The following is a 17,759-nucleotide window of genomic DNA, read 5'->3' as shown; positions in this document are numbered from 1 at the left end:
GCAGCGCTTCGACTGTGGGACCGGGCGGTGGACCCGACGTAAGGGGCTCAACCAGCGCGGCGTCTCTCGGCTAGTGCGCCCGCCACGTTGGCGGGCACATAGGCCGAGACGTCGCCGCCCAGGCTGTGTACCTGCCGGATGATCGTCGACGACAACGTAACGTGATCCTTCGCGGCCGGCAGCAGGACGGTGTCGATCCCACCCAGGTCCCGGTTCATGTGGGCCTGCTGGAGCTCGAAGTCGACATCGGCACCGAACCGGATGCCCTTGATCACGGCGCCGATGCCGCGCTCGCGGCAGAAGTCCACCAGCAGGCCGTCCATCCCCTCGACTGTCACGCCTTCGAGGCCCTCCGTGGCGCCGCGGACCAGCGCGACCCGCTCATCGAAGGTGAACAGGTAGTTCTTGGTGGAGTTGTTGCCGATGGCCACCACCACCTCACCGAACAGCGCATGGGCGCGCTCGATGATGTCGAGGTGCCCGACGGTGATGGGGTCGAACGAGCCGGGGCACAGAACCTTCATTCGGCTGAGCGTAGTGCACCGGGGCCCTTAGCCCTGCGTGGCTCGCGAGCTCGCAGGGGCAGGATCAGGGGACGTAGCGTCAGTCGACGGAGCCGTAGTAGAGCACGGTCTCGCCGTAACGCTTGTCCCAGGTGTCGGTGAAGCGCTCGGGGAACACCGGCTCACGGTCCCGTCTGGGGCGCTCCACGACCACCAGGCCGCGCTCAGCGACGACGCCATCCGCGACGGCAGCCAGCAGCCGCTCCACGTCATCGGTCGTGACGCCATAGGGCGGGTCCATGAAGACCAGGTCGAAGGAGTGGGCGGTCTCCTCCACGAAGGTCTGGGCCTTGGCGGCACGGACCTCCGCCCGGACGCCGATGTGGCGCGCGTTGGCCTGGACGAGCGCCGCGGTGGCCCGGTCCGACTCCACGAGCACGACGGGGTACGCGCCGCGGTTGGCCGCCTCCAGCCCCACCGCACCGGAGCCGGCGAACAGGTCCAGCACCGAAAAGCCGTCCAGGTGCTCCGCGGCGTCACGATCTGCTGTGTCGAACCAGTTGACCAGCGCGGAGAACAGCGCCTCGCGCGTGCGGTCCGTGGTGGGGCGGGTGTTGGCGCCCTTCGGCGTCTCCAGCCGGCGCCCCTTGGCCTTGCCTGCGATGATGCGGCTCACGTCTTCTCCATCCACTCGGCTGCGGCGACCTCTTCGGCCTTCGCCATGAGATCTGCCAGCAGCGGATCCGTCTCGGCCCGCGGATCTTTCAGCACCCGCTCGGCCAGCCCCTTCGCCTGCCGGATCATCTCCGCGTCGTCCAGCGCCCGCAGCAGCTTCAGGGAGCCGGCGCCTGACTGGGCGGCGCCCAGCACGTCGCCCTCGCGGCGCAGCCGGAGGTCCAGCTCTGCCAGTTCGAAGCCGTCGGTGGTGGCGGCCAACGCGCTGAGCCGGGTGTGGGCATCCAGATTCTCACCCACCGCGGCCAACAGCAGGCACAGGCCCGCGTGCCCGCCGCGACCGATCCGCCCGCGGAGCTGATGCAACTGCGACAGCCCGTAGCGGTCCGCGTCCATGACCACCATGACGGTGGCGTTGGGCACATCCACACCCACCTCGATGACGGTGGTGGCCACCAGCACGTCGAGTTCACCCGCGGCGAACGCCGCCATGGCCTCGTCGCGGTCCTGCACGTGCTGCTTGCCGTGCACCACACCGATGCGCAGCCCCTCCAGGGGACCTTCGGCCAACAGTGGTGCCAGCTCCTCGACGGCGGTGAGCCCCTCCCCCTCTTTGGCGGTGATGGCGGGACACACGACGAAGGCCTGGCGCCCCGCCGAGACCTCCTCCCGGATCCGCTCCCACGCACGGGTTACCCACGTGGGGTTGCGATGGGTGTCCACGAAGACGGTCTGCACCTCCGCCCGGCCGGCCGGCCGCTCGTGCAGTTCGCTGGTCTCCAGGTCACCGAAGACCGTCATGGCGATGGAGCGCGGGATGGGAGTGGCGGTCATGACCAGGGTGTGGGGCTTGTGCTGGGCCTTGGCCGTGAGCGCGGCGCGCTGCTCCACACCGAAGCGCTGCTGTTCGTCGATCACCACCAGCCCCAGGTCGAAGAACTCCACCGGATCAGACAGCAGCGCGTGCGTGCCCACGACGATGCCGGCCTCGCCCGTCACGATGCTGTTGAGCGCCTCCCGCTTGGCGGCCGATGAGCGCGAGCCGGTCAGGAGCACCACGCCGGTGGCGTCAGGGTGCGCGCCGAGCGATCGCCCCTCCCCGAGATCCCCCATGAACCGGGTGATGGTCTGGAAATGCTGCTTGGCCAACACCTCCGTGGGCGCCAGCAGCACCGCTTGGCCGCTTGCGTCGACGACGGCGAGCATCGCCCGCAGCGCCACGAGGGTCTTGCCGGATCCCACTTCGCCCTGCAGCAACCGGTTCATGGGCGCCGAGCGCGCCAGTTCGTCGAAGATCTGCTCCCCGACCGCGATCTGCCCCTTGGTGAGGGTGAACGGCAGCCGCTCGTCGAACGCGTCGAGCAGCCCACCCACGCGGCGCGGGCGCGGGGTGGCGGGCTCGGTCGCGTACTGCGCGCGACGATGGGCCATGGCCAACTGGATGCCGAAGGCCTCGTCGAACTTGAGCCGCGCCTTGCCCACCTCGGCCTGCCGCCGGTCCGTGGGCTCGTGCACGGCGGTGAGCGCCTCCTGGAACGGCAGCACGCCCGCCTCCTCCACCACCCAGGGCGGCAGGGTGTCTCCCCCGACGCCGGGCAGCGCCATCTGGATCGCCTCGGCGATGACCCAGGTGGGCAGCTTCGCGTGCGCCGGGTAGAGGCCCACCATGCTGGCGCGCTGCACCGCCCGGCTCATCGCGGCCCTGTTCTGCTGCTTCTGCGTCTTGGGGTTCCTGATCGCGGCCCCATCCAGCATGACGAACTCGGGGTGCGTCAACTGCAACTGGTCTCGGTACGCTCCCACCTTGCCGATGAAGATGCCGCGCCTGTCCCCTGAGAGCAGTTCCTTCTCCCACCAACTCGTCATGCCTTCAGCCCTCTTGCGCGAGGGCCCGTCCTTGACGCGGGGCGCGAAGAACGTGACGTCCACCCTGGTGTGGCCGTCGGTGATGGTGGCGTTGACCCGGAACTGGCCGTTCGTCTCGTAGGTGCTGGCGCTCAGCACCCGGGCGACGAGCGCCGCGTCCTCCCCCACCCGGAGGCCCGAGAAATCCGACATCTCCGAGCCTGCCAGGTACCGGCGTGGCACGTGCCGCAGCAGGTCGTCGACGGTGTGGATGTCGAGTTTGGCGAACTCCCTGGCAGTGGGCCCGCCCACAACGTCCGCCAGGCGCCGGTGCAGTTCGCGGTAGATGGTGGTTCGCCACATGCCCGCCACCCTACCGACCACGGCTGACACTACGATCGCCCTGTTATGTATCGACTGATCCTGTGGCCCGTGCTCGTGCCGTCGTTCCTGTTCGCGGTAGGCGGCGGCGCGATGCTGCCCGTCACGGTACTGGCCCTGCTGCAGTTGGGGGCCTCGGAAGCCTTCGCCAGCGCCAGCATGGCCGCCATCGGGGCGGTGGCGCTGGTGGCGACGGTGCCGGTCGGAGCGTTCATCGACCGGGTCGGCGACAAGCGCGCCATGGCCCTCGCGACGGCGTCCTCGGCGCTGCTGCTCGGACTCAACGTGCTCGCCCTGGCCAACCCCGCTCCGTGGTCACTGGGGGTCTTCCTCGGCGCCTACATGGCGCGGGTCGCGCCCATGGTGGCGTGGGGGCTCGCCCGCCAGGCCGTCGTGGCCGAGACGGTTCCAGGGCCGCAACGGGGGCAGGCGATGACGGCGCTGGGCGGCACGCAGCGCGCCGGGAACCTCGTGGGCCCCCTGTGCGGCGCGGTGCTGCTGCTGTGGTTCCCCCTCTGGTCGGTCTGCCTGTTCGCCATCGTCACCGCCGTCACCGCCACCGGCCTCCTGTTCGTCAAGCGGCTCAACAGCGCGTTCGACGCGCAGACCCTCCGCAACAGGACCTCACACACCGACGAGGAACTGGCGCAGGGCGTCCGCTGGGGTGCGGTCACGCTCGCGGGGATCGCGATCTCGACGCTGGCCGTCGCCCGGGCCGCGTTCCCCGTTCTCATCGCGCTGTGGGGCTTGCACCTGGGCTGGAGCGAGGCGCAGATCTCCTTCATCGTGGCGATGGGCGCCGGCATCGAGATGCTGCTCATGCTGCCCGGCGGCTATCTCAAGGACGTGCTGGGCCGCGCCTTCACCCTGGTGGCCTGCCTGGTCGTCTACGGGGCCGGCTTCGCGTTGGCGCCCCTGTGGCCGGAGTCGACGGGCTTCGTCGTCGCCGTGGTGGTGATGAGCGTCGGCAACGGCTTGGGCGCAGGCATCAACATGACGATCGGTGCAGACTTGTCGCCGGTCAGGGGACGGGCGAAGTTCCTCAGCATCTGGGCGCTGTTCAGCCAGGTGGGCATCCTGGGTGGACCTCTCCTGATCTCCGCCCTTCTGGTGGCGGCATCACTGCCGGCGGCGATGCTCGCCGTGGGCGGGATCGCCGGAGGCGGCGCGCTGTGGATGACCGCGTTCGCGCGCCTCATCGGGCTCCCGGGAAAGCGACACCGGCGGCCCGCCTGAGCGGACCGCCGGTGCGATTGATTGTCTCAGATCAGCGCGAGACCTTGCCCGCCTTCAGGCAGGAGGTGCACACGTTGACGCGCATCGCGGCACCGTTGATGGTGGCGCGGACACGCTGAATGTTGGGGTTCCAGCGACGGTTGGTCTTCTTCTTCGACCAGGGCTTGTTGTGACCGAAGCCGGGTCCCTTGGCGCAAACTTCACACTTGGCAGCCACTGGAATCTCCTTGTTGGTTCGTGAGGGGGTGCCTTCAAAAAGGCAACCGCACAATGTTAACCCGTGCTGGCCGGAATGACCAAACGGGCGGTGGATCATCGGTTCTTGCCGCCGCGGCGACGGCCGTTGCCGTGCTTCCGCTCGCCGCCGTCGGACGGGGCCTGAGACTCGACGGGCTCGTCGAAGCGGTGGTAGCCGGCGCCGTGGCAGTGCTCGCACTCCTCCGTGAACGCCTCCTGCAGGCCGGTGCCGATGCGCTTGCGCGTCAGCTGCACCAGGCCGAGGCTGGTGACCTCGGAGACCTGGTGGCGCGTCCGGTCGCGGCTGAGGCATTCGACGAGGCGGCGCAGAAGCAGGTCACGGTTGCTGGGCAGCACCATGTCGATGAAGTCCACCACGATCATGCCGCCGATGTCGCGCAGCCGCAGCTGGCGCACCACCTCTTCCGCCGCCTCCAGGTTGTTGCTGGTGACGGTGGCCTCCAGGTTGCCGCCCGCGCCGGTGAACCGGCCGGTGTTAACGTCGATGACCGTCATCGCCTCCGTGCGGTCGATCACGAGCGAGCCGCCCGAGGGCAGGAACACCTTGCGGTCGAGCGCCTTGGCGATCTGCTGATCGATCTTGAACTTCGCGAACACGTCCTTGCCGTCTTCGCCCACCTCGTAGCGCTCGAGGCGCTCAGCCAGGTGCGGCGCCACGTGCGAGACGTAGGCGGCGATGGCGTCGTGGGAGTCCTCGGGGCCGCCGTCGCCCTGCACGACGAGCTTGGCGAAGTCCTCGGTGAAGAGGTCCCGGACGATGCGCAGCGTCAGGTCGGGCTCAGAGTAGAGCGCCTGCGGGGAGCCGCCCTTCTTGGACTTCTTCTCGATGACCTCCCACTGGGCCTTGAGCCGGTTCACATCGCGGACCAGCTCCTCCTCCGGGATGCCCTCGGCCGCGGTGCGCACGATGACCGATTCGTCGTCGGAGATCAGCCCACCGAGGATGCCGCGCAGGCGGCTGCGCTCGGTGTCGGGCAGCTTGCGGGAGATGCCGGAGAGGTGGCCGCCCGGGGAGTACACGATGTAGCGGCCGGGCAGCGAGATGTGGCTGGTGAGGCGGGCGCCCTTCGCGCCAACCGGGTCCTTGGTGACCTGCACCAGCACGGACTGGCCGGACTTGAGGACGTTTTCCACCTTGCGGTTCTCACCGGAGACGTCGAAGGAGTCCCAGTCCACCTCGCCGGCGTAGAGCACTGCGTTGCGGCCGCGGCCGATATCGATGAACGCGGCCTCCATGCTCGGCAGGACGTTTTGCACCTTGCCCAGGTAGATGTTGCCGATCAGCGACGCGGCGGAGGCCTTGTCGACGTAATGCTCCACGAGGATGTCGTCCTCGACGACCGCGAGCTGCGTGTAGTCCTCGGACTGGCGGATCACGAGCTTGCGGTCCACCGACTCGCGGCGGGCCAGGAATTCGGCCTCGCTGAGGATGGGCGCGCGGCGGCGACCCGCGGCGCGGGACTCCTTGCGGCGCTGGCGCTTGGCCTCCATGCGGGTGGAGCCCTCGATGCCGGTCACCTCGTCGTCGTGGCTGCTGCCGTCACCGGAGGTGTCCCCAGCGCGGCGGCGACGGCTGCGGCGGCGACGACGCACGGTGCCGCCCTCGGCATCCGAGTCGTCCGCGTGGTCGCCGTTGTCGGTGTCGTCAGGGTCGTCGTCCGAATCTGAGGAGTCATCGTCGTCAGAATCGTCCGAGGAGTCATCCTTGTCGGAGTCGCGGTTGCCTCCCCTGCGGCGACGACGGCCACCGCGGCGACGACGGCGACGCGTGGGCCGCTCGTCCTCGGCGGAATCATCATCAGAATCGTCGGAATCGTCGGAATCGTCGTCCGAGTCATCCGAATCGTCATCGTCATCCTGTTCGGCTTGGTCCTCGGCGGCCTGCTCGGTACCTTCGGCCTCTTCGGCGTCCTCATCAGGTTCCTCGGCCGCCTTCGCCTCGGCATCGTCTGCGGCGATCGCGCCGGCCAGCGCGGCAAGCTGTGCCTCGCGGGCCTCAGCGGTGATGAAGGGGTCGCTCAGCACGGAGCGGCGGGCCTCGGCGAGTTCCTCGGCGGCGCGCAGCGCGGCACCGATGGGGTCCTCATCGGGATCAGCGGCCGTGCTGGCCTTGACCGGCTCCCGCGGGGCGGCCGGGCGGGATGCGGCGCGACGGCGGCGGCCACGCGGTTCGGGCGCTGAGGCCTTGGCGTCGGGGGCGGCTTCCTCAGCGGGCTCGCCAGCTTCGGCAGCAGCGGGCTCGCCCTTGCCCTGCGGCTCTTCGGCGGCCGCCTGCGCACCGGTCTGCGGCTCTGGTTCGGCAGCAGCGACGGGTTCAGGGGCCGCGGTCTTGCGGGTGGCGACGCGACGGCGGCGCGTGGTCTTCGGAGCCTCCTCGGCGACGGGCTCCGCGGGGGTCGTCTCGACGGAGGGCTCAGCGGGGGCCTCAGTCTTCGCCGCCTCGGTGGCGGCGGCCTCAGCCTCGGCGGCCTTCTGCGCCGCGGTCTTGCGGGGGGTGTTCACCTGTTCATTGTTCTCTGAGGGAAGCATTCGGCTCCTTACGCGCACGAAGCGCGGACCGGGCACAGCGTGCTGTGCCGTAAGACTGTGGTCCTCTGACTCAGCGAGCAGTCGCGGCAGTGGTGCCGCGGTGCAGCCTCACCGCATCAGGGTGGCACCGGCGGCGCCATGACCCACGGCTATTGTTCCACAGGTCAGCAAGAAACCGCATCCGCCACCCCGTCATGGACGCAGCGGATCGCCGATCTCCCCGTCCGCCAGAGGCCCCTGCGAGAGCCTGTTGAGCAGCATCTCGGCGGGCACCCGCTCGTCGATGGTGCGCAGCGCGGCCACCACGTCGTCCGGCCGCACCAACGGCGTCTCGATCATGGAACGCAGGCGCAAGGTCGCGTCGTCGGTCGCCTCGAGGCTGACGATCGCGGCGCGCACGTCGAAGCTGCGCAGCCCGCGCTTGGTCATGCGCTCAACGGTGACCTCGTCGCGGCCCATCAACTCGGCGACCGCGGCGGCCAGCACCCCGGGCTCCAGCCCGGCGAGGCGCACCTCCCAATCCGAGGCCTGCAACAGCTCACCCAACGACGCCTTGACCGCATCCGCCGCGTCGAGCATCTCGAAGCCCACAGGCAGCACCTCGTTGAGCGCGGCCACCACCTTGGCCGGATCGCACACCTGGCTGAGCCCGAGCTCCACGTACTCCGCCTCAGAGGAGGCCGACGTGGGCGACGGGCTGGCATACGAGATGCGCGGGTGCGGGTTGAAGCCCGAGGAGTAGGCCATGGGGATCTCGGCGCGGCGCAGCGCCCGCTCCAGCGCGCGCCCGAAGTCGCGGTGCGACGTGAAGCGGGCTGGCCCGCGCTTGGCGTAACGCAGGCGCAGTTTCTGCTCCGGCGGTGGCTGCTGCACGGGAGGCTGGCGAGAACTCATGCGCGTAGTGTATTGCGCATGACCCATTGGCTGATCACTCCCACCCACTTGGCCTGGCTGCAGCGCGAGACCGAGCGCCTGCTCTCCTTCGGCACCGCGAGCCCCCTCGACGGGGTGGGCGCGGGCTACCTGGATGCCGACGGCGTCCCCTACCCCGAGCAGCCCGCGGAGACGTGGATCACCTGCCGGATGGTGCATGTCTACTCGCTGGGGCATCTCCTCGGCATCCCCGGGTCACGCACCCTGGCCGAGCGCGCGATGAGCGGGCTGACCGGAGCGCTGCACGACGACGAGCATGGCGGCTGGTTCCACACCGCGGCCGGCGACGGCATGAAGCAGACCTACGATCACGCCTTCGTCGTACTGGCGGGTGCCTCCGCCACGGTCGCGGGGCTGCCCGGTGGTCGCGACCTGCTCGACGACGCGCTGTCGGTGCTGACCGACCGCTTCTGGAGCGAGGAGCACGGCCTGATGGCAGATGCCGCTGAGGCCGACTGGTCCGCCACTGACCCGTACCGCGGCATCAACGCCAACATGCACACCGTCGAGGCCATGCTCGCTGCCGCGGATGTCACCGGGGAGCCGGTCTGGCTGGACCGCGCCGCGAGGATCGCCCGGTTCGCCCGGGCACAGGCCGAGGCGCACGACTGGCGACTCCCGGAGCATTACGACGAGCAGTGGCAGCCACAACTGGAGTACAACGCGTACCGGCCGGACGACCCGTTCCGCCCCTACGGCGCCACCGTGGGGCACGGCCTCGAATGGGCCAGGCTCTGGCTGCACCTCGAGGCAGCTCTCAGCGATACCGGCGGCGGCTGGCTCGAGGCGGCACGCGCGCTCTACGGCCGGGCGGTCGCCGACGGCTGGGCCCGCGACGGCGCGGACGGCTTCGTCTACACCACAGGCTGGGACGGCACCCCTGTGACCAACGACCGCATGCACTGGGTGGCCGCTGAGGCGGTGGGCACCGCCGCCGCCCTCCACCACCGCACCGGTGAGGATCGCTACGCGGCGGATTACGCACGCTGGTGGGATCACATCGCGGAGCACTTCATCGACGCAGACCGCGGCTCCTGGCACCACCAACTCGACGCCTCTCTGGCTGTGGCGACCTCGGTGTGGCCGGGCAAGCCGGACCTCTACCACGCCGTCCAGGCGACGCTGATCCCCCGCCTGCCGCTCGCGCCGTCCATGGCGACGGCAGTGGCCCAGGGAAGGCTGGCGGGTAACCCCCAAGGGGGTAGCAGAGTCGACCCTGGCAGTGTCAAATAGCAGGGTTGGGGCCGTGTGGAAGGAACGTCGCTTGATCAGGATCGCGTCTGTGCCCGAGGGGCACGTGTACGTCAGGCACCTCTCTGACCCGTGCATCGACCACGGCGTGGTCCGTCTCCCGGACCCCGGCGGGAAGGCGTGGCCCTCGGCGCTGCTGTCGCCGGGGTGGATCGATGAGCACGCAGACGGCTTCGATGTCTTCCACGTGCACTTCGGCTTCGATGCACTGTCCACGCAGGATCTCACCGCCGTCGTCGACGCCCTGCGCCACCACGGGAAGCCGCTGGTCTACACCGTCCACGACCTACGCAATCCCCACCACCTCGACCGGCGGGCGCACGATGAGGCCCTCGACGTCCTCATCCCGGCCGCTACCGAACTCATCACGCTGACCGACGGCGCCGCGAGGGAGATCCGGTCGCGCTGGGGCCGCGACGCCGTCGTGCTCCCCCACCCCCACGTGGTCGACCCGGACACGCTGCACCGACCACGCCGGGAGCGGGACCGGCTCCGCGTCGGCGTACACCTCAAGAGCCTGCGCGCCTCCATCGACCCGCTGCCCATCCTCGACATCCTGGAGCGGGAGGTGCCTGCGCGCGGGCTGGAACTGGTCGTCGACGTGCACACCGACGTGCTGACGCCGGGCGCCTATCACCACGATGCCCGGGTGGCGGCGCGGGTGGCCCAACTCGACGCCGTGGCTGGCGTGCGCGTTCATGTGCACGACTACTACACCGATGCCGAACTGTGGGACTACTTCTTCAGCCTGGACCTCTCCGTGCTGCCCTACCGATTCGGGACGCACTCGGGTTGGCTTGAGGCCTGCTTCGACGTGGGCACCCACGTGCTGGCTCCACATCTGGGGTACTACCACCATCAGCACGACGGGGTCTTCGGCTACGACGTGGGCGAGCAGGGTCCCGACGAGGCCGGCATCATCGCCGCGCTGGACGCCCTCCCCGAGGCCGCTCCATGGCGGGCCGATCCTGACGAGCGGGCGGCCGAGCGCCAGTACCTCGCCGCCACCCACGCCCACATCTACCGGCGGGCCCTCGCCGGAGCACGGCGGTGAAGGTCGCCATCCTCGCCCACGACCGCTACCCCATCGCACCCCCGTTCGCGGGCGGGTTGGAGTCCTTCACCTGGCACTTGGTCCGCGGCCTGAGGGACCGGGGCGTCGAGGTGGTGCTGTTCGCCGGCCCGGGGAGCGACCCTGCGCTGGAGGCAGAGGAACTGCCGGTGATGCAGTTCGAGTTGAGCGACGCCGCCCGCGCGGACGTGGCCATGCCTCCCATGTCCCAGGTGACCACCACGATGGCCTATGCCAACGCCTTGCGGTCCATCGCGGCGCGCAGCGATGTGGACATCGTGCACAACAACTCACTGCACTATCTGCCCATCGTCCTCGACGGCACCATCCCGCAACCTGTCGTGACCACCCTGCACACCCCGCCCCATCCGTGGATCGAGCCGGCGCTGCGCCTCAACCCCGGGGCGCGTACCGTCGCGGTGAGCCAATGGGTGGCGCGCAGGTGGCGTTCCATCACCCCGTCCGAGGTGATCCCCAACGGCATCGACCTGTCGTCCTGGCCCGCCGGCCCCGGCGGGGACGCCCTGGTCTGGTACGGACGCATCGTCCCGGAGAAGGCCCCGCACCGGGCGGCTCTCATCGCGCGGCGCGCAGGGCTGCCTCTCCACATCGCCGGCCCCCTGGTGGATACGGCCTACTTCCGCGGCACCATGAAACCGTTGTTGGGCAACGACATCCGCTACGAGGGCCACCTGGGGCCGGACGCTCTTCCTGAGCTGGTCGGCAGGAGCGCCGCCTGCCTGGTCACGCCCGAGTGGGATGAGCCTTACGGCCTGGTGGCGGCTGAGGCCATGTCCTGCGGCACGCCCGTGCTGAGCTTCGCGCGTGGCGGACTGACCGAGTTCGTGCGCCCGCCGGGTGGCGAGTGCATCCCTCCCGACGCCTCACTGGATGAGGCGGTGGTCGCTCTCCAGCGCGTGACCAGGCTCGACCGGGCCGCGGTGCGCCGCCACGCCCGGGACAACTGCGCCCTGGACGCGATGATCGGCCGCTACATCGAGCTGTACCGGAGCCTCCTGTGATCGGCTGGTACGTCCACCACCACGGGCGCGGGCACGCGACCCGCGGCGTGCAGATCGCCCGGCGGTTGAGCCGTCCGGTGGTGGGCTTCGGCTCCATGCCCCGGCCCGACGGGTGGCCGGGCGAGTGGGTGGAGCTCCCGCCGGACGTCACGCCGGCACCCGTCGACCCCACCGCGGGCGGGGTGTTCCACTGGGCTCCGCTCGGCCACCAGGGCCACCGCGAGCGGCTCGGCCTGATCGCCGAGCACCTCCGCGGCAGCCTCTCGACGATGGTGGTCGACGTCTCCGCGGAGGTGACCCTCCTGGCGCGGCTGTTCGGGGTGCGTACCGCCGTGCTGGCCATGCGGGGCAACCGCCGGGACCGCCCGCACGAGGCCGCCTACGACGCCGCCTCCATCCTGATCGCACCCTGGCCGGAGTCCGCCCCGGAGCCCACCTGGCCGCAACGCTGGCTCCGGAAGACCCGCCACGTGGGGGCCATCTCCCGCTTCGACGACAGGCCCGCGCAGCAGGCGCCGACGGGCCGGCGCGTGCTGGTGCTGTGGGGTGCCGGCGGCACCGAGGCGACGCGGGAGGATCTCCGCGCTGCGGTGGAGGCGACCCCGGGATGGGAGTGGCGACTCCGCACGCCGGAGGGGGCACCCTCCCCCGACGTCTGGGCGGATCTCGCCTGGGCCGACGTGGTGGTCACCCACGGCGGGCAGAACGCGGTGGCCGAGGTTGCCGCAGCGGGACGCCCCGCCGTCGTGATCGCCCAGCGGCGCCCTTTCGACGAGCAGCAGGCCACCGTCGCGGCGCTGCGCGCGCTCCGGTGCTGCGTCGCCCTGGACGATTGGCCGGCCGCCGGGGACTGGCCAGGGCTGCTGGCCCACGCCGCCACATCCACAGCGTGGGAACGCTGGACCTTCCGCGACGGCGCCGCCCGGGCGGCCGCCGCGATCGACCACCTCGTTCAGGAGGCGCACTGATGGAACTGGGCATCGTGACGATCGTGCACGGCAGGCACACGCATCTGGCCAGGCAACTGCGCTGGGTGGCCGCCCTCGATCCGGCCCCACTCGTCCACGTCGTCGTCTCGATGGGTGACGCAGGCATCAAGGACCTGGTCCCTGAGCGTGAGCGCCTCCTGGAGCTGCCGCCGCAGGACGAGTTGCCGTTGGCCGCTGCGCGTAACCGCGGCGTCGGGGCGGCCGAGGAAGCAGGGTGTACCGCGGTGGCGCTCCTGGACGTCGACTGCCTCCCCGAAGCATCCTTCGTCGCCGACTATGCGGCCCTGCTGAAGGTTGCGGCGAAGGTGACCGGCCCATCCGTCGTCGCGGGACGCGTCCGCTACCTGCCCGAGGGGCTCACCGAGGCCGAGCACACTCCACGCCGATTGGCCGAGGTGGGACGAGACCATCCGCTGCGCGTCGTGCCGGACGGCGACGACCTCCTGGCCGCCGACGTGAACCTGCTGTGGTCGCTCAACATCGCCACCACTGTCACGGACTGGCACCGCATCGGCGGCTTCGACGAGCGGTACGTGGGTTACGGCGGCGAGGACACGGACTTCGGGCGTCGGCTCCGCGCGGCCGGCGGGCACCTGTGGTGGGCACGCGGCGCCGGCGCGTTCCACCAGTGGCATCCCAGCAGCAGCCCGCCCATCGGGCACGCCGCGTCGATCGTGCGCAACGCGAACCTGTTCCACTCCCTGTGGGGCGACTACCCCATGGAGGGCTGGCTGGAGGCAATGGCCGAATCCGGGCACGTCCGCCGCACCACCGACGGCTGGGCCGTGGTCTAACGCTTCTTGTAGAGCTTCTTGGACTGGTAGACCGGCTCGCAGGTGACGTTGACGCCGAGGTTGCGGAAGATCGCCTCGTCGACGGAGCCGAGGATCACCGTGGTGTGCACGTCGCAGCCCCGCAACTGCTGCAACTCGGCCAGTGCCCTGCGGCAGTGCTCGTCGTAGCGGGCACCCACGGACACGGCGATGAGCACCTCGTCGGTGTGCAGGCGGGGGTTGGCGCTGCCGAGGTGGCGAGTCTTGAGCGTCTGGATGGGTTCGATGGTCTCGGGGTCCAGGAGCCGCACGTCGTCGGGGATGCCGGCGAGGGCCTTGAGCGCGTTGAGCAGCATCGCGGAGCTGGCGCCCAGCAGCGCGGAGGTCTTACCGGTCACGATCCGCCCGTCGGGCAACTGCATGGCGGCGGCCGGCCCCTTGGTGCGCTTCTCCAACTCGAGGGCGGGAGCGACGACGGGCCGGTCCTCGCGCGTGATCCCCAGCGTCGACATGATCAGGGCGATGCGGTCCGACTGGTGGGAGTCCAGTTCGTCACGACGCTCGGCGACGAGTGCCTTGAAGTAGCGCCGCAGCACCTCCTGGCGGGACGCCTCGCGGCACACCTCGTCGTCGGAGATGCACACCCCCGCCATGTTGACGCCCATGTCCGTGGGCGACTGGTAGGGGCTGGCCCCCATCAGCTGCTCGAACAGCAGCTTGAGCACTGGGAACGATTCGACGTCGCGGTTGTAGTTGACCACCTGCTCGCCGTAGGCCGCCAGGTGGAACGGGTCGATCATGTTGACGTCGTCGAGATCCGCCGTGGCGGATTCGTAGGCCATGTTGACCGGGTGGTCCAGCGGCAGGTTCCAGATGGGGAACGTCTCGTACTTGGCGTAGCCAGAGGCGATGCCGCGCTTGTGGTCGTGATACAGCTGCGACAGGCAGGTGGCCATCTTCCCGCTGCCCGGCCCCGGAGCCGTCACGACGACGACGTCGCGGCTCGTCTCGATGTACTCGTTGCGGCCGTAGCCGTTCTCACTGACGATCAGCGGGATGTCGTTGGGGTAGCCTTTGATCGGGTAGTGCCGGTAGACCTTCAACCCGAGACGTTCCAACTTGCGTTTGAAGTTGCGGGCCTGTCGGTGGTCGTCGGCCATCTGCGTGATGACCACGGAGCCGACGTAGAGGCCGTAGGAGCGGAACTCGTCGATCAGCCGCAGCACGTCCGCCTCGTAGGTGATGCCGACGTCGGCGCGCACCTTGTTGCGGATCAGGTCGTGCGAGGAGATGACCATGACGATCTCGACGTCGTCGGCGATCGTGTTGAGCATCTCGATCTTGTTGTCCGGCGTGAACCCGGGCAGCACGCGGGCGGCGTGGTGGTCGTCGAAGAGCTTCCCGCCGAACTCGAGGTAGAGCTTGCCGCCGAAGCGCCTGCGCCGCTGATCGATGTGCTCCGACTGGAGGTCGAGGTATTTCTGCCGGTCGAATCCGATCTTGCGCATGCTCTCAGCCACGGACCCCGAGCCTACACGCCCGTTCCGCTAGATTGCCGTCATGAGTTCACTGCACGTGCACGAGTACGGCAACCCGGCCGGCCCGCCGTTGGTGCTGGTCCACGGCCTCACCGACGACGGCACCTGCTGGCCTGACGCCGTGGCGCGCTGGGGTGTGAGGTACCGCATCCTCGCCGTCGACCAGCGGGGCCACGGCCGCTCCCCCGGCTTCTCCGACGAACAGTTCGAGCGGGTGCCCGACGTGATGCGCGACGATCTGGCCGACGTCCTCAGCGGCCTGGCCCGGCCGGCCCTCGTGGTGGGGCATTCGCTGGGCGGACTGATGGCCGCGCGGGTCGCACAGGCCTATCCGGAGTTGGTGGCGCGGCTCGTGCTGGAGGATCCCGCCAAGCCCCGCCCCCACTGGTCGCCGGCCAACGGGGAGTTCTCCCGCCAGCAGCTGACCTTCGTCGACGCCGTGACGCAGGACCCGGACGGCGAATTCGCCAGGATGCTGCAGGAGACCCCGTGGACGGAGACGGAACTCCAGCCGTGGGCCGCCTCGAAGGCGCGGGTGGACCGCGACTACCTCCGACGGGGCCTCTATCTGGGCGAGACCGCGTGGGAGGAGATGTTCACCGCGCTCACGGTGCCCACGCTTGTCGTGGTGCCGGTCGACGGCGAGATGGCCCCGGACCCGGAGTTGATCAACAACGACCTGGTGCAGATCGTTGCGATCCCCGATGCCGGGCACTGCGTGCGCCGCGACAACCCGGAGGGATTCCACCGGGTGGTCGACGCGTTCCTCGCCGCCGTCAGCTGAGGTTGGGCTTGGCGACGGTGAGGGGCAACAGCACCTTGCCGGTGGGGCCGATCTGGATCTCGGTGTCCAGCTGCGGGCACACGCCGCAGTCGAAGCACGGCGTCCAGCGGCAGTCCTCCACCTCGCGCTCGTCGAGGGCGTCCTGCCAGTCCTCCCACAGCCAGTCGCGGTCCAGGCCCGCGTCGAGGTGGTCCCAGGGCAGCACCTCTTCGTAGCCGCGCTCGCGCTGGGTGTACCACTCCAGGTCGATCCCGAACTGGGCCAGTTCCTCGTTGGCGGAGGCCACCCAGCGGTCGTAGCTGAAGTGCTCCGTCCAGCCGTCGAACTTGCCGCCCTCGCGCCAGACGCGCTCGATGACGCGCCCGATGCGGCGGTCGCCTCGCGACAGCAGGCCCTCGATCACCCCCGGCTGGCCCTCGTGGTAGCGCAGCCCGATGGCCTTGCCGTAGTTGCGGTCCTGCTTGATGGTCTCCTTGAGCAGCATCAGGCGGTGGTTGATCGTCTCCGCGCTGGCCTGGCCGGCCCACTGGAACGGGGTGTGGGCCTTGGGCACGAAACCGCCGATGGACACGGTGCAGCGGATGTCGCGGGTGCCGGAGGCCTCGCGGCCCGTCTCGATGACGCGGCGCGCGAGATCGGCGATCGCCAGCACGTCCTCGTCGGTCTCGGTGGGCAGCCCGCACATGAAATAGAGCTTGACCTGGCGCCAGCCGGAGGAGAAGGCAGCGGCGACGGTGTTGATGAGGTCGTCCTCGCTGACCATCTTGTTGATGACCTTGCGCATGCGCTCCGAGCCACCCTCGGGCGCGAACGTGAGGCCGGAGCGGCGGCCGTTGCGCGACAACTCGTTGGCCAGGTCGATGTTGAAGGCGTCCACGCGGGTCGACGGCAGCGACAGCGACACGTTGCTGCCCTCGTAGCGGTCCGCCAACTGCTTGGTGACCTCGGCGATCTCTGAGTGGTCGGCCGACGACAGCGACAGCAGGCCGATCTCCTCCAGGCCGGTGGCCTTCAGGCCGCCCTGCACCATCGCGCCGATCGTTTCGATGTTGCGCTCGCGCACCGGGCGGGTGATCATCCCGGCCTGGCAGAAGCGGCAGCCGCGCGTGCAGCCGCGGAAGATCTCCACGGAGTAGCGCTCGTGCACCGTCTCGGCCATCGGCACGATGGGCTTCTTCGGGTAGGGCCAGGCGTCGAGGTCCATCAGGGTGTGCTTGCGCACCTGGAACGGCACCTCGGGGCGGTTGGGCGCGACGCGCTGGATGCGCCCGTCGTCGAGGTAGTCCACGTCGTAGAACTTCGGCACGTAGAACGCGCCGGTCACGGCCAGGCGCAGCAGCAGGCCGTCGCGGCCACCCTCGCGTCCGTCCTCCTTCCATTCGCGCACGATGTCGGAGATGTGCAGCGAGGCCTCTTCTCCGTCGCCCAGCACCGCCACGTCGATGAAGTCTGCAATGGGCTCAGGGTTGAACGCGGCGTGCCCGCCGGCCACGACGATGGGTTCGTCCTCGCGGCGGTCCTTCGCGTGCAGCGTCATGCCGGACAGGTCCAGCAGATTGAGCAGGTTGGTGTAGCCCAACTCGGTGGAGAAGCTCACGCCCAGGACGTCGAACATGCCCACGGGACGGTGGGCGTCGAGGGTGAACTGCGGGATGTCGTGGGTTCGCAGCACCTCCTCCATGTCCGGCCAGACGGAGTAGGTGCGCTCGGCGAGGATCCAGTCGCGTTCGTTGAGGATCTCGTAGAGGATGGCCACGCCCTGGTTGGGCTGGCCCACCTCGTAGGCGTCCGGGTAGGACAGGCACCAGCGCACGGAGGCGCTGTCCCAGTCCTTGACGACGGAGTTGTGCTCGCCGCCGACGTACTGGATGGGCTTGCTGACGCGCGCCAGCAGCGGCTCGAGACGGTCGAAGACCGAATGCTGGGGCAGGGTGGGCATCATAGTCATAGCGCCGCCAAGGATAACCCGC

At 69.8% G+C, this 17,759-nt stretch carries 15 protein-coding genes and 1 pseudogene; 8 read left to right on the top strand and 8 right to left on the bottom strand.

Going from position 1 to position 17,759, the window contains the following annotated elements:
- Positions 1-47: 47 nt before the first annotated feature.
- The 3 genes from coaD to BN1186_RS01500 form a co-directional block, all read right to left on the bottom strand.
- The gene (gene coaD / locus BN1186_RS01510) at positions 48-524 is read right to left on the bottom strand and encodes a pantetheine-phosphate adenylyltransferase (RefSeq protein WP_040281855.1); all 477 of its coding nucleotides are present in this window, start codon (positions 522-524) and stop codon (positions 48-50) included.
- Between the two features lie 79 nt (positions 525-603).
- A complete protein-coding gene (gene rsmD, locus BN1186_RS01505) occupies positions 604-1,179 on the bottom strand; it encodes a 16S rRNA (guanine(966)-N(2))-methyltransferase RsmD (RefSeq protein WP_040281854.1) in 576 nt (191 codons plus the stop codon).
- Complete coding sequence (locus BN1186_RS01500) at positions 1,176-3,386, bottom strand: ATP-dependent DNA helicase RecG (RefSeq protein ID WP_052459642.1); 2,211 nt, start codon at positions 3,384-3,386, stop codon at positions 1,176-1,178. The genes rsmD and BN1186_RS01500 overlap by 4 nt, the downstream gene beginning before the upstream one ends.
- Before the next feature lie 45 nt (positions 3,387-3,431).
- Between BN1186_RS01500 and BN1186_RS16425 the strand changes: the two are divergent.
- Positions 3,432-3,977, top strand: a pseudogene (locus tag BN1186_RS16425) (MFS transporter); the annotation flags it as partial.
- Positions 3,978-4,151: 174 nt separating this feature from the next.
- Positions 4,152-4,640: an MFS transporter gene (locus BN1186_RS16420; protein WP_425471462.1), complete on the top strand. Its 489-nt coding sequence runs from the start codon at positions 4,152-4,154 to the stop codon at positions 4,638-4,640.
- Between the two features lie 31 nt (positions 4,641-4,671).
- Here the strand turns inward: BN1186_RS16420 and rpmB are convergent, their stop codons facing one another.
- From rpmB to BN1186_RS01480, 3 genes are all read right to left on the bottom strand, one after another.
- Entirely contained in the window at positions 4,672-4,857 is a 186-nt protein-coding gene (gene rpmB / locus BN1186_RS01490; protein ID WP_040281850.1) for a 50S ribosomal protein L28, read from the bottom strand.
- A 95-nt stretch (positions 4,858-4,952) separates the two neighbouring features.
- Positions 4,953-7,400, bottom strand: a complete 2,448-nt coding sequence (locus BN1186_RS01485; protein WP_425471459.1) for an Rne/Rng family ribonuclease — start codon at positions 7,398-7,400, stop codon at positions 4,953-4,955.
- A gap of 219 nt (positions 7,401-7,619) precedes the next feature.
- Entirely contained in the window at positions 7,620-8,321 is a 702-nt protein-coding gene (locus BN1186_RS01480; RefSeq protein WP_040281848.1) for a TIGR03936 family radical SAM-associated protein, read from the bottom strand.
- An 18-nt stretch (positions 8,322-8,339) separates the two neighbouring features.
- Between BN1186_RS01480 and BN1186_RS01475 the strand changes: the two genes are divergently transcribed.
- From BN1186_RS01475 to BN1186_RS01455, 5 genes are read left to right on the top strand one after another with little or no spacing between them, the layout of a single operon-like run.
- Positions 8,340-9,593, top strand: a complete 1,254-nt coding sequence (locus BN1186_RS01475) for an AGE family epimerase/isomerase (RefSeq protein WP_052459639.1) — start codon at positions 8,340-8,342, stop codon at positions 9,591-9,593.
- A 31-nt stretch (positions 9,594-9,624) separates the two neighbouring features.
- Positions 9,625-10,665 (top strand): glycosyltransferase family protein, encoded by a 1,041-nt coding sequence (locus BN1186_RS01470; RefSeq protein WP_040281846.1) that lies wholly within the window; start codon positions 9,625-9,627, stop codon positions 10,663-10,665.
- The gene (locus tag BN1186_RS01465; RefSeq protein WP_040281844.1) at positions 10,662-11,705 is read left to right on the top strand and encodes a glycosyltransferase family 4 protein; all 1,044 of its coding nucleotides are present in this window, start codon (positions 10,662-10,664) and stop codon (positions 11,703-11,705) included. The genes BN1186_RS01470 and BN1186_RS01465 overlap by 4 nt, the downstream gene beginning before the upstream one ends.
- A complete protein-coding gene (locus tag BN1186_RS01460) occupies positions 11,702-12,673 on the top strand; it encodes a glycosyltransferase (protein ID WP_040281842.1) in 972 nt (323 codons plus the stop codon). The genes BN1186_RS01465 and BN1186_RS01460 overlap by 4 nt, the downstream gene beginning before the upstream one ends.
- Positions 12,673-13,488 (top strand): glycosyltransferase family 2 protein, encoded by an 816-nt coding sequence (locus BN1186_RS01455; RefSeq protein WP_040281840.1) that lies wholly within the window; start codon positions 12,673-12,675, stop codon positions 13,486-13,488. The genes BN1186_RS01460 and BN1186_RS01455 overlap by 1 nt, the downstream gene beginning before the upstream one ends.
- Here BN1186_RS01455 and BN1186_RS01450 read toward each other — a convergent pair.
- Positions 13,485-14,987, bottom strand: coding sequence for a DUF1846 domain-containing protein (locus BN1186_RS01450; RefSeq protein WP_246043199.1), 1,503 nt, complete (start codon positions 14,985-14,987; stop codon positions 13,485-13,487). The genes BN1186_RS01455 and BN1186_RS01450 overlap by 4 nt on opposite strands.
- Before the next feature lie 40 nt (positions 14,988-15,027).
- Here BN1186_RS01450 and BN1186_RS01445 point away from each other — a divergent pair, with 40 nt between their 5' ends.
- A complete protein-coding gene (locus BN1186_RS01445) occupies positions 15,028-15,789 on the top strand; it encodes an alpha/beta fold hydrolase (RefSeq protein WP_040281835.1) in 762 nt (253 codons plus the stop codon).
- Here BN1186_RS01445 and BN1186_RS01440 read toward each other — a convergent pair.
- Positions 15,782-17,728: a TIGR03960 family B12-binding radical SAM protein gene (locus tag BN1186_RS01440; RefSeq protein ID WP_040282012.1), complete on the bottom strand. Its 1,947-nt coding sequence runs from the start codon at positions 17,726-17,728 to the stop codon at positions 15,782-15,784. The genes BN1186_RS01445 and BN1186_RS01440 overlap by 8 nt on opposite strands.
- Between the last annotated feature and the right edge of the window lie 31 nt (positions 17,729-17,759).

The organism is Tessaracoccus massiliensis, from assembly GCF_000826065.2.
Lineage (GTDB): Bacteria > Actinomycetota > Actinomycetes > Propionibacteriales > Propionibacteriaceae > Arachnia > Arachnia massiliensis_A.
This window is presented reverse-complemented; position numbering and strand designations above follow the sequence as displayed.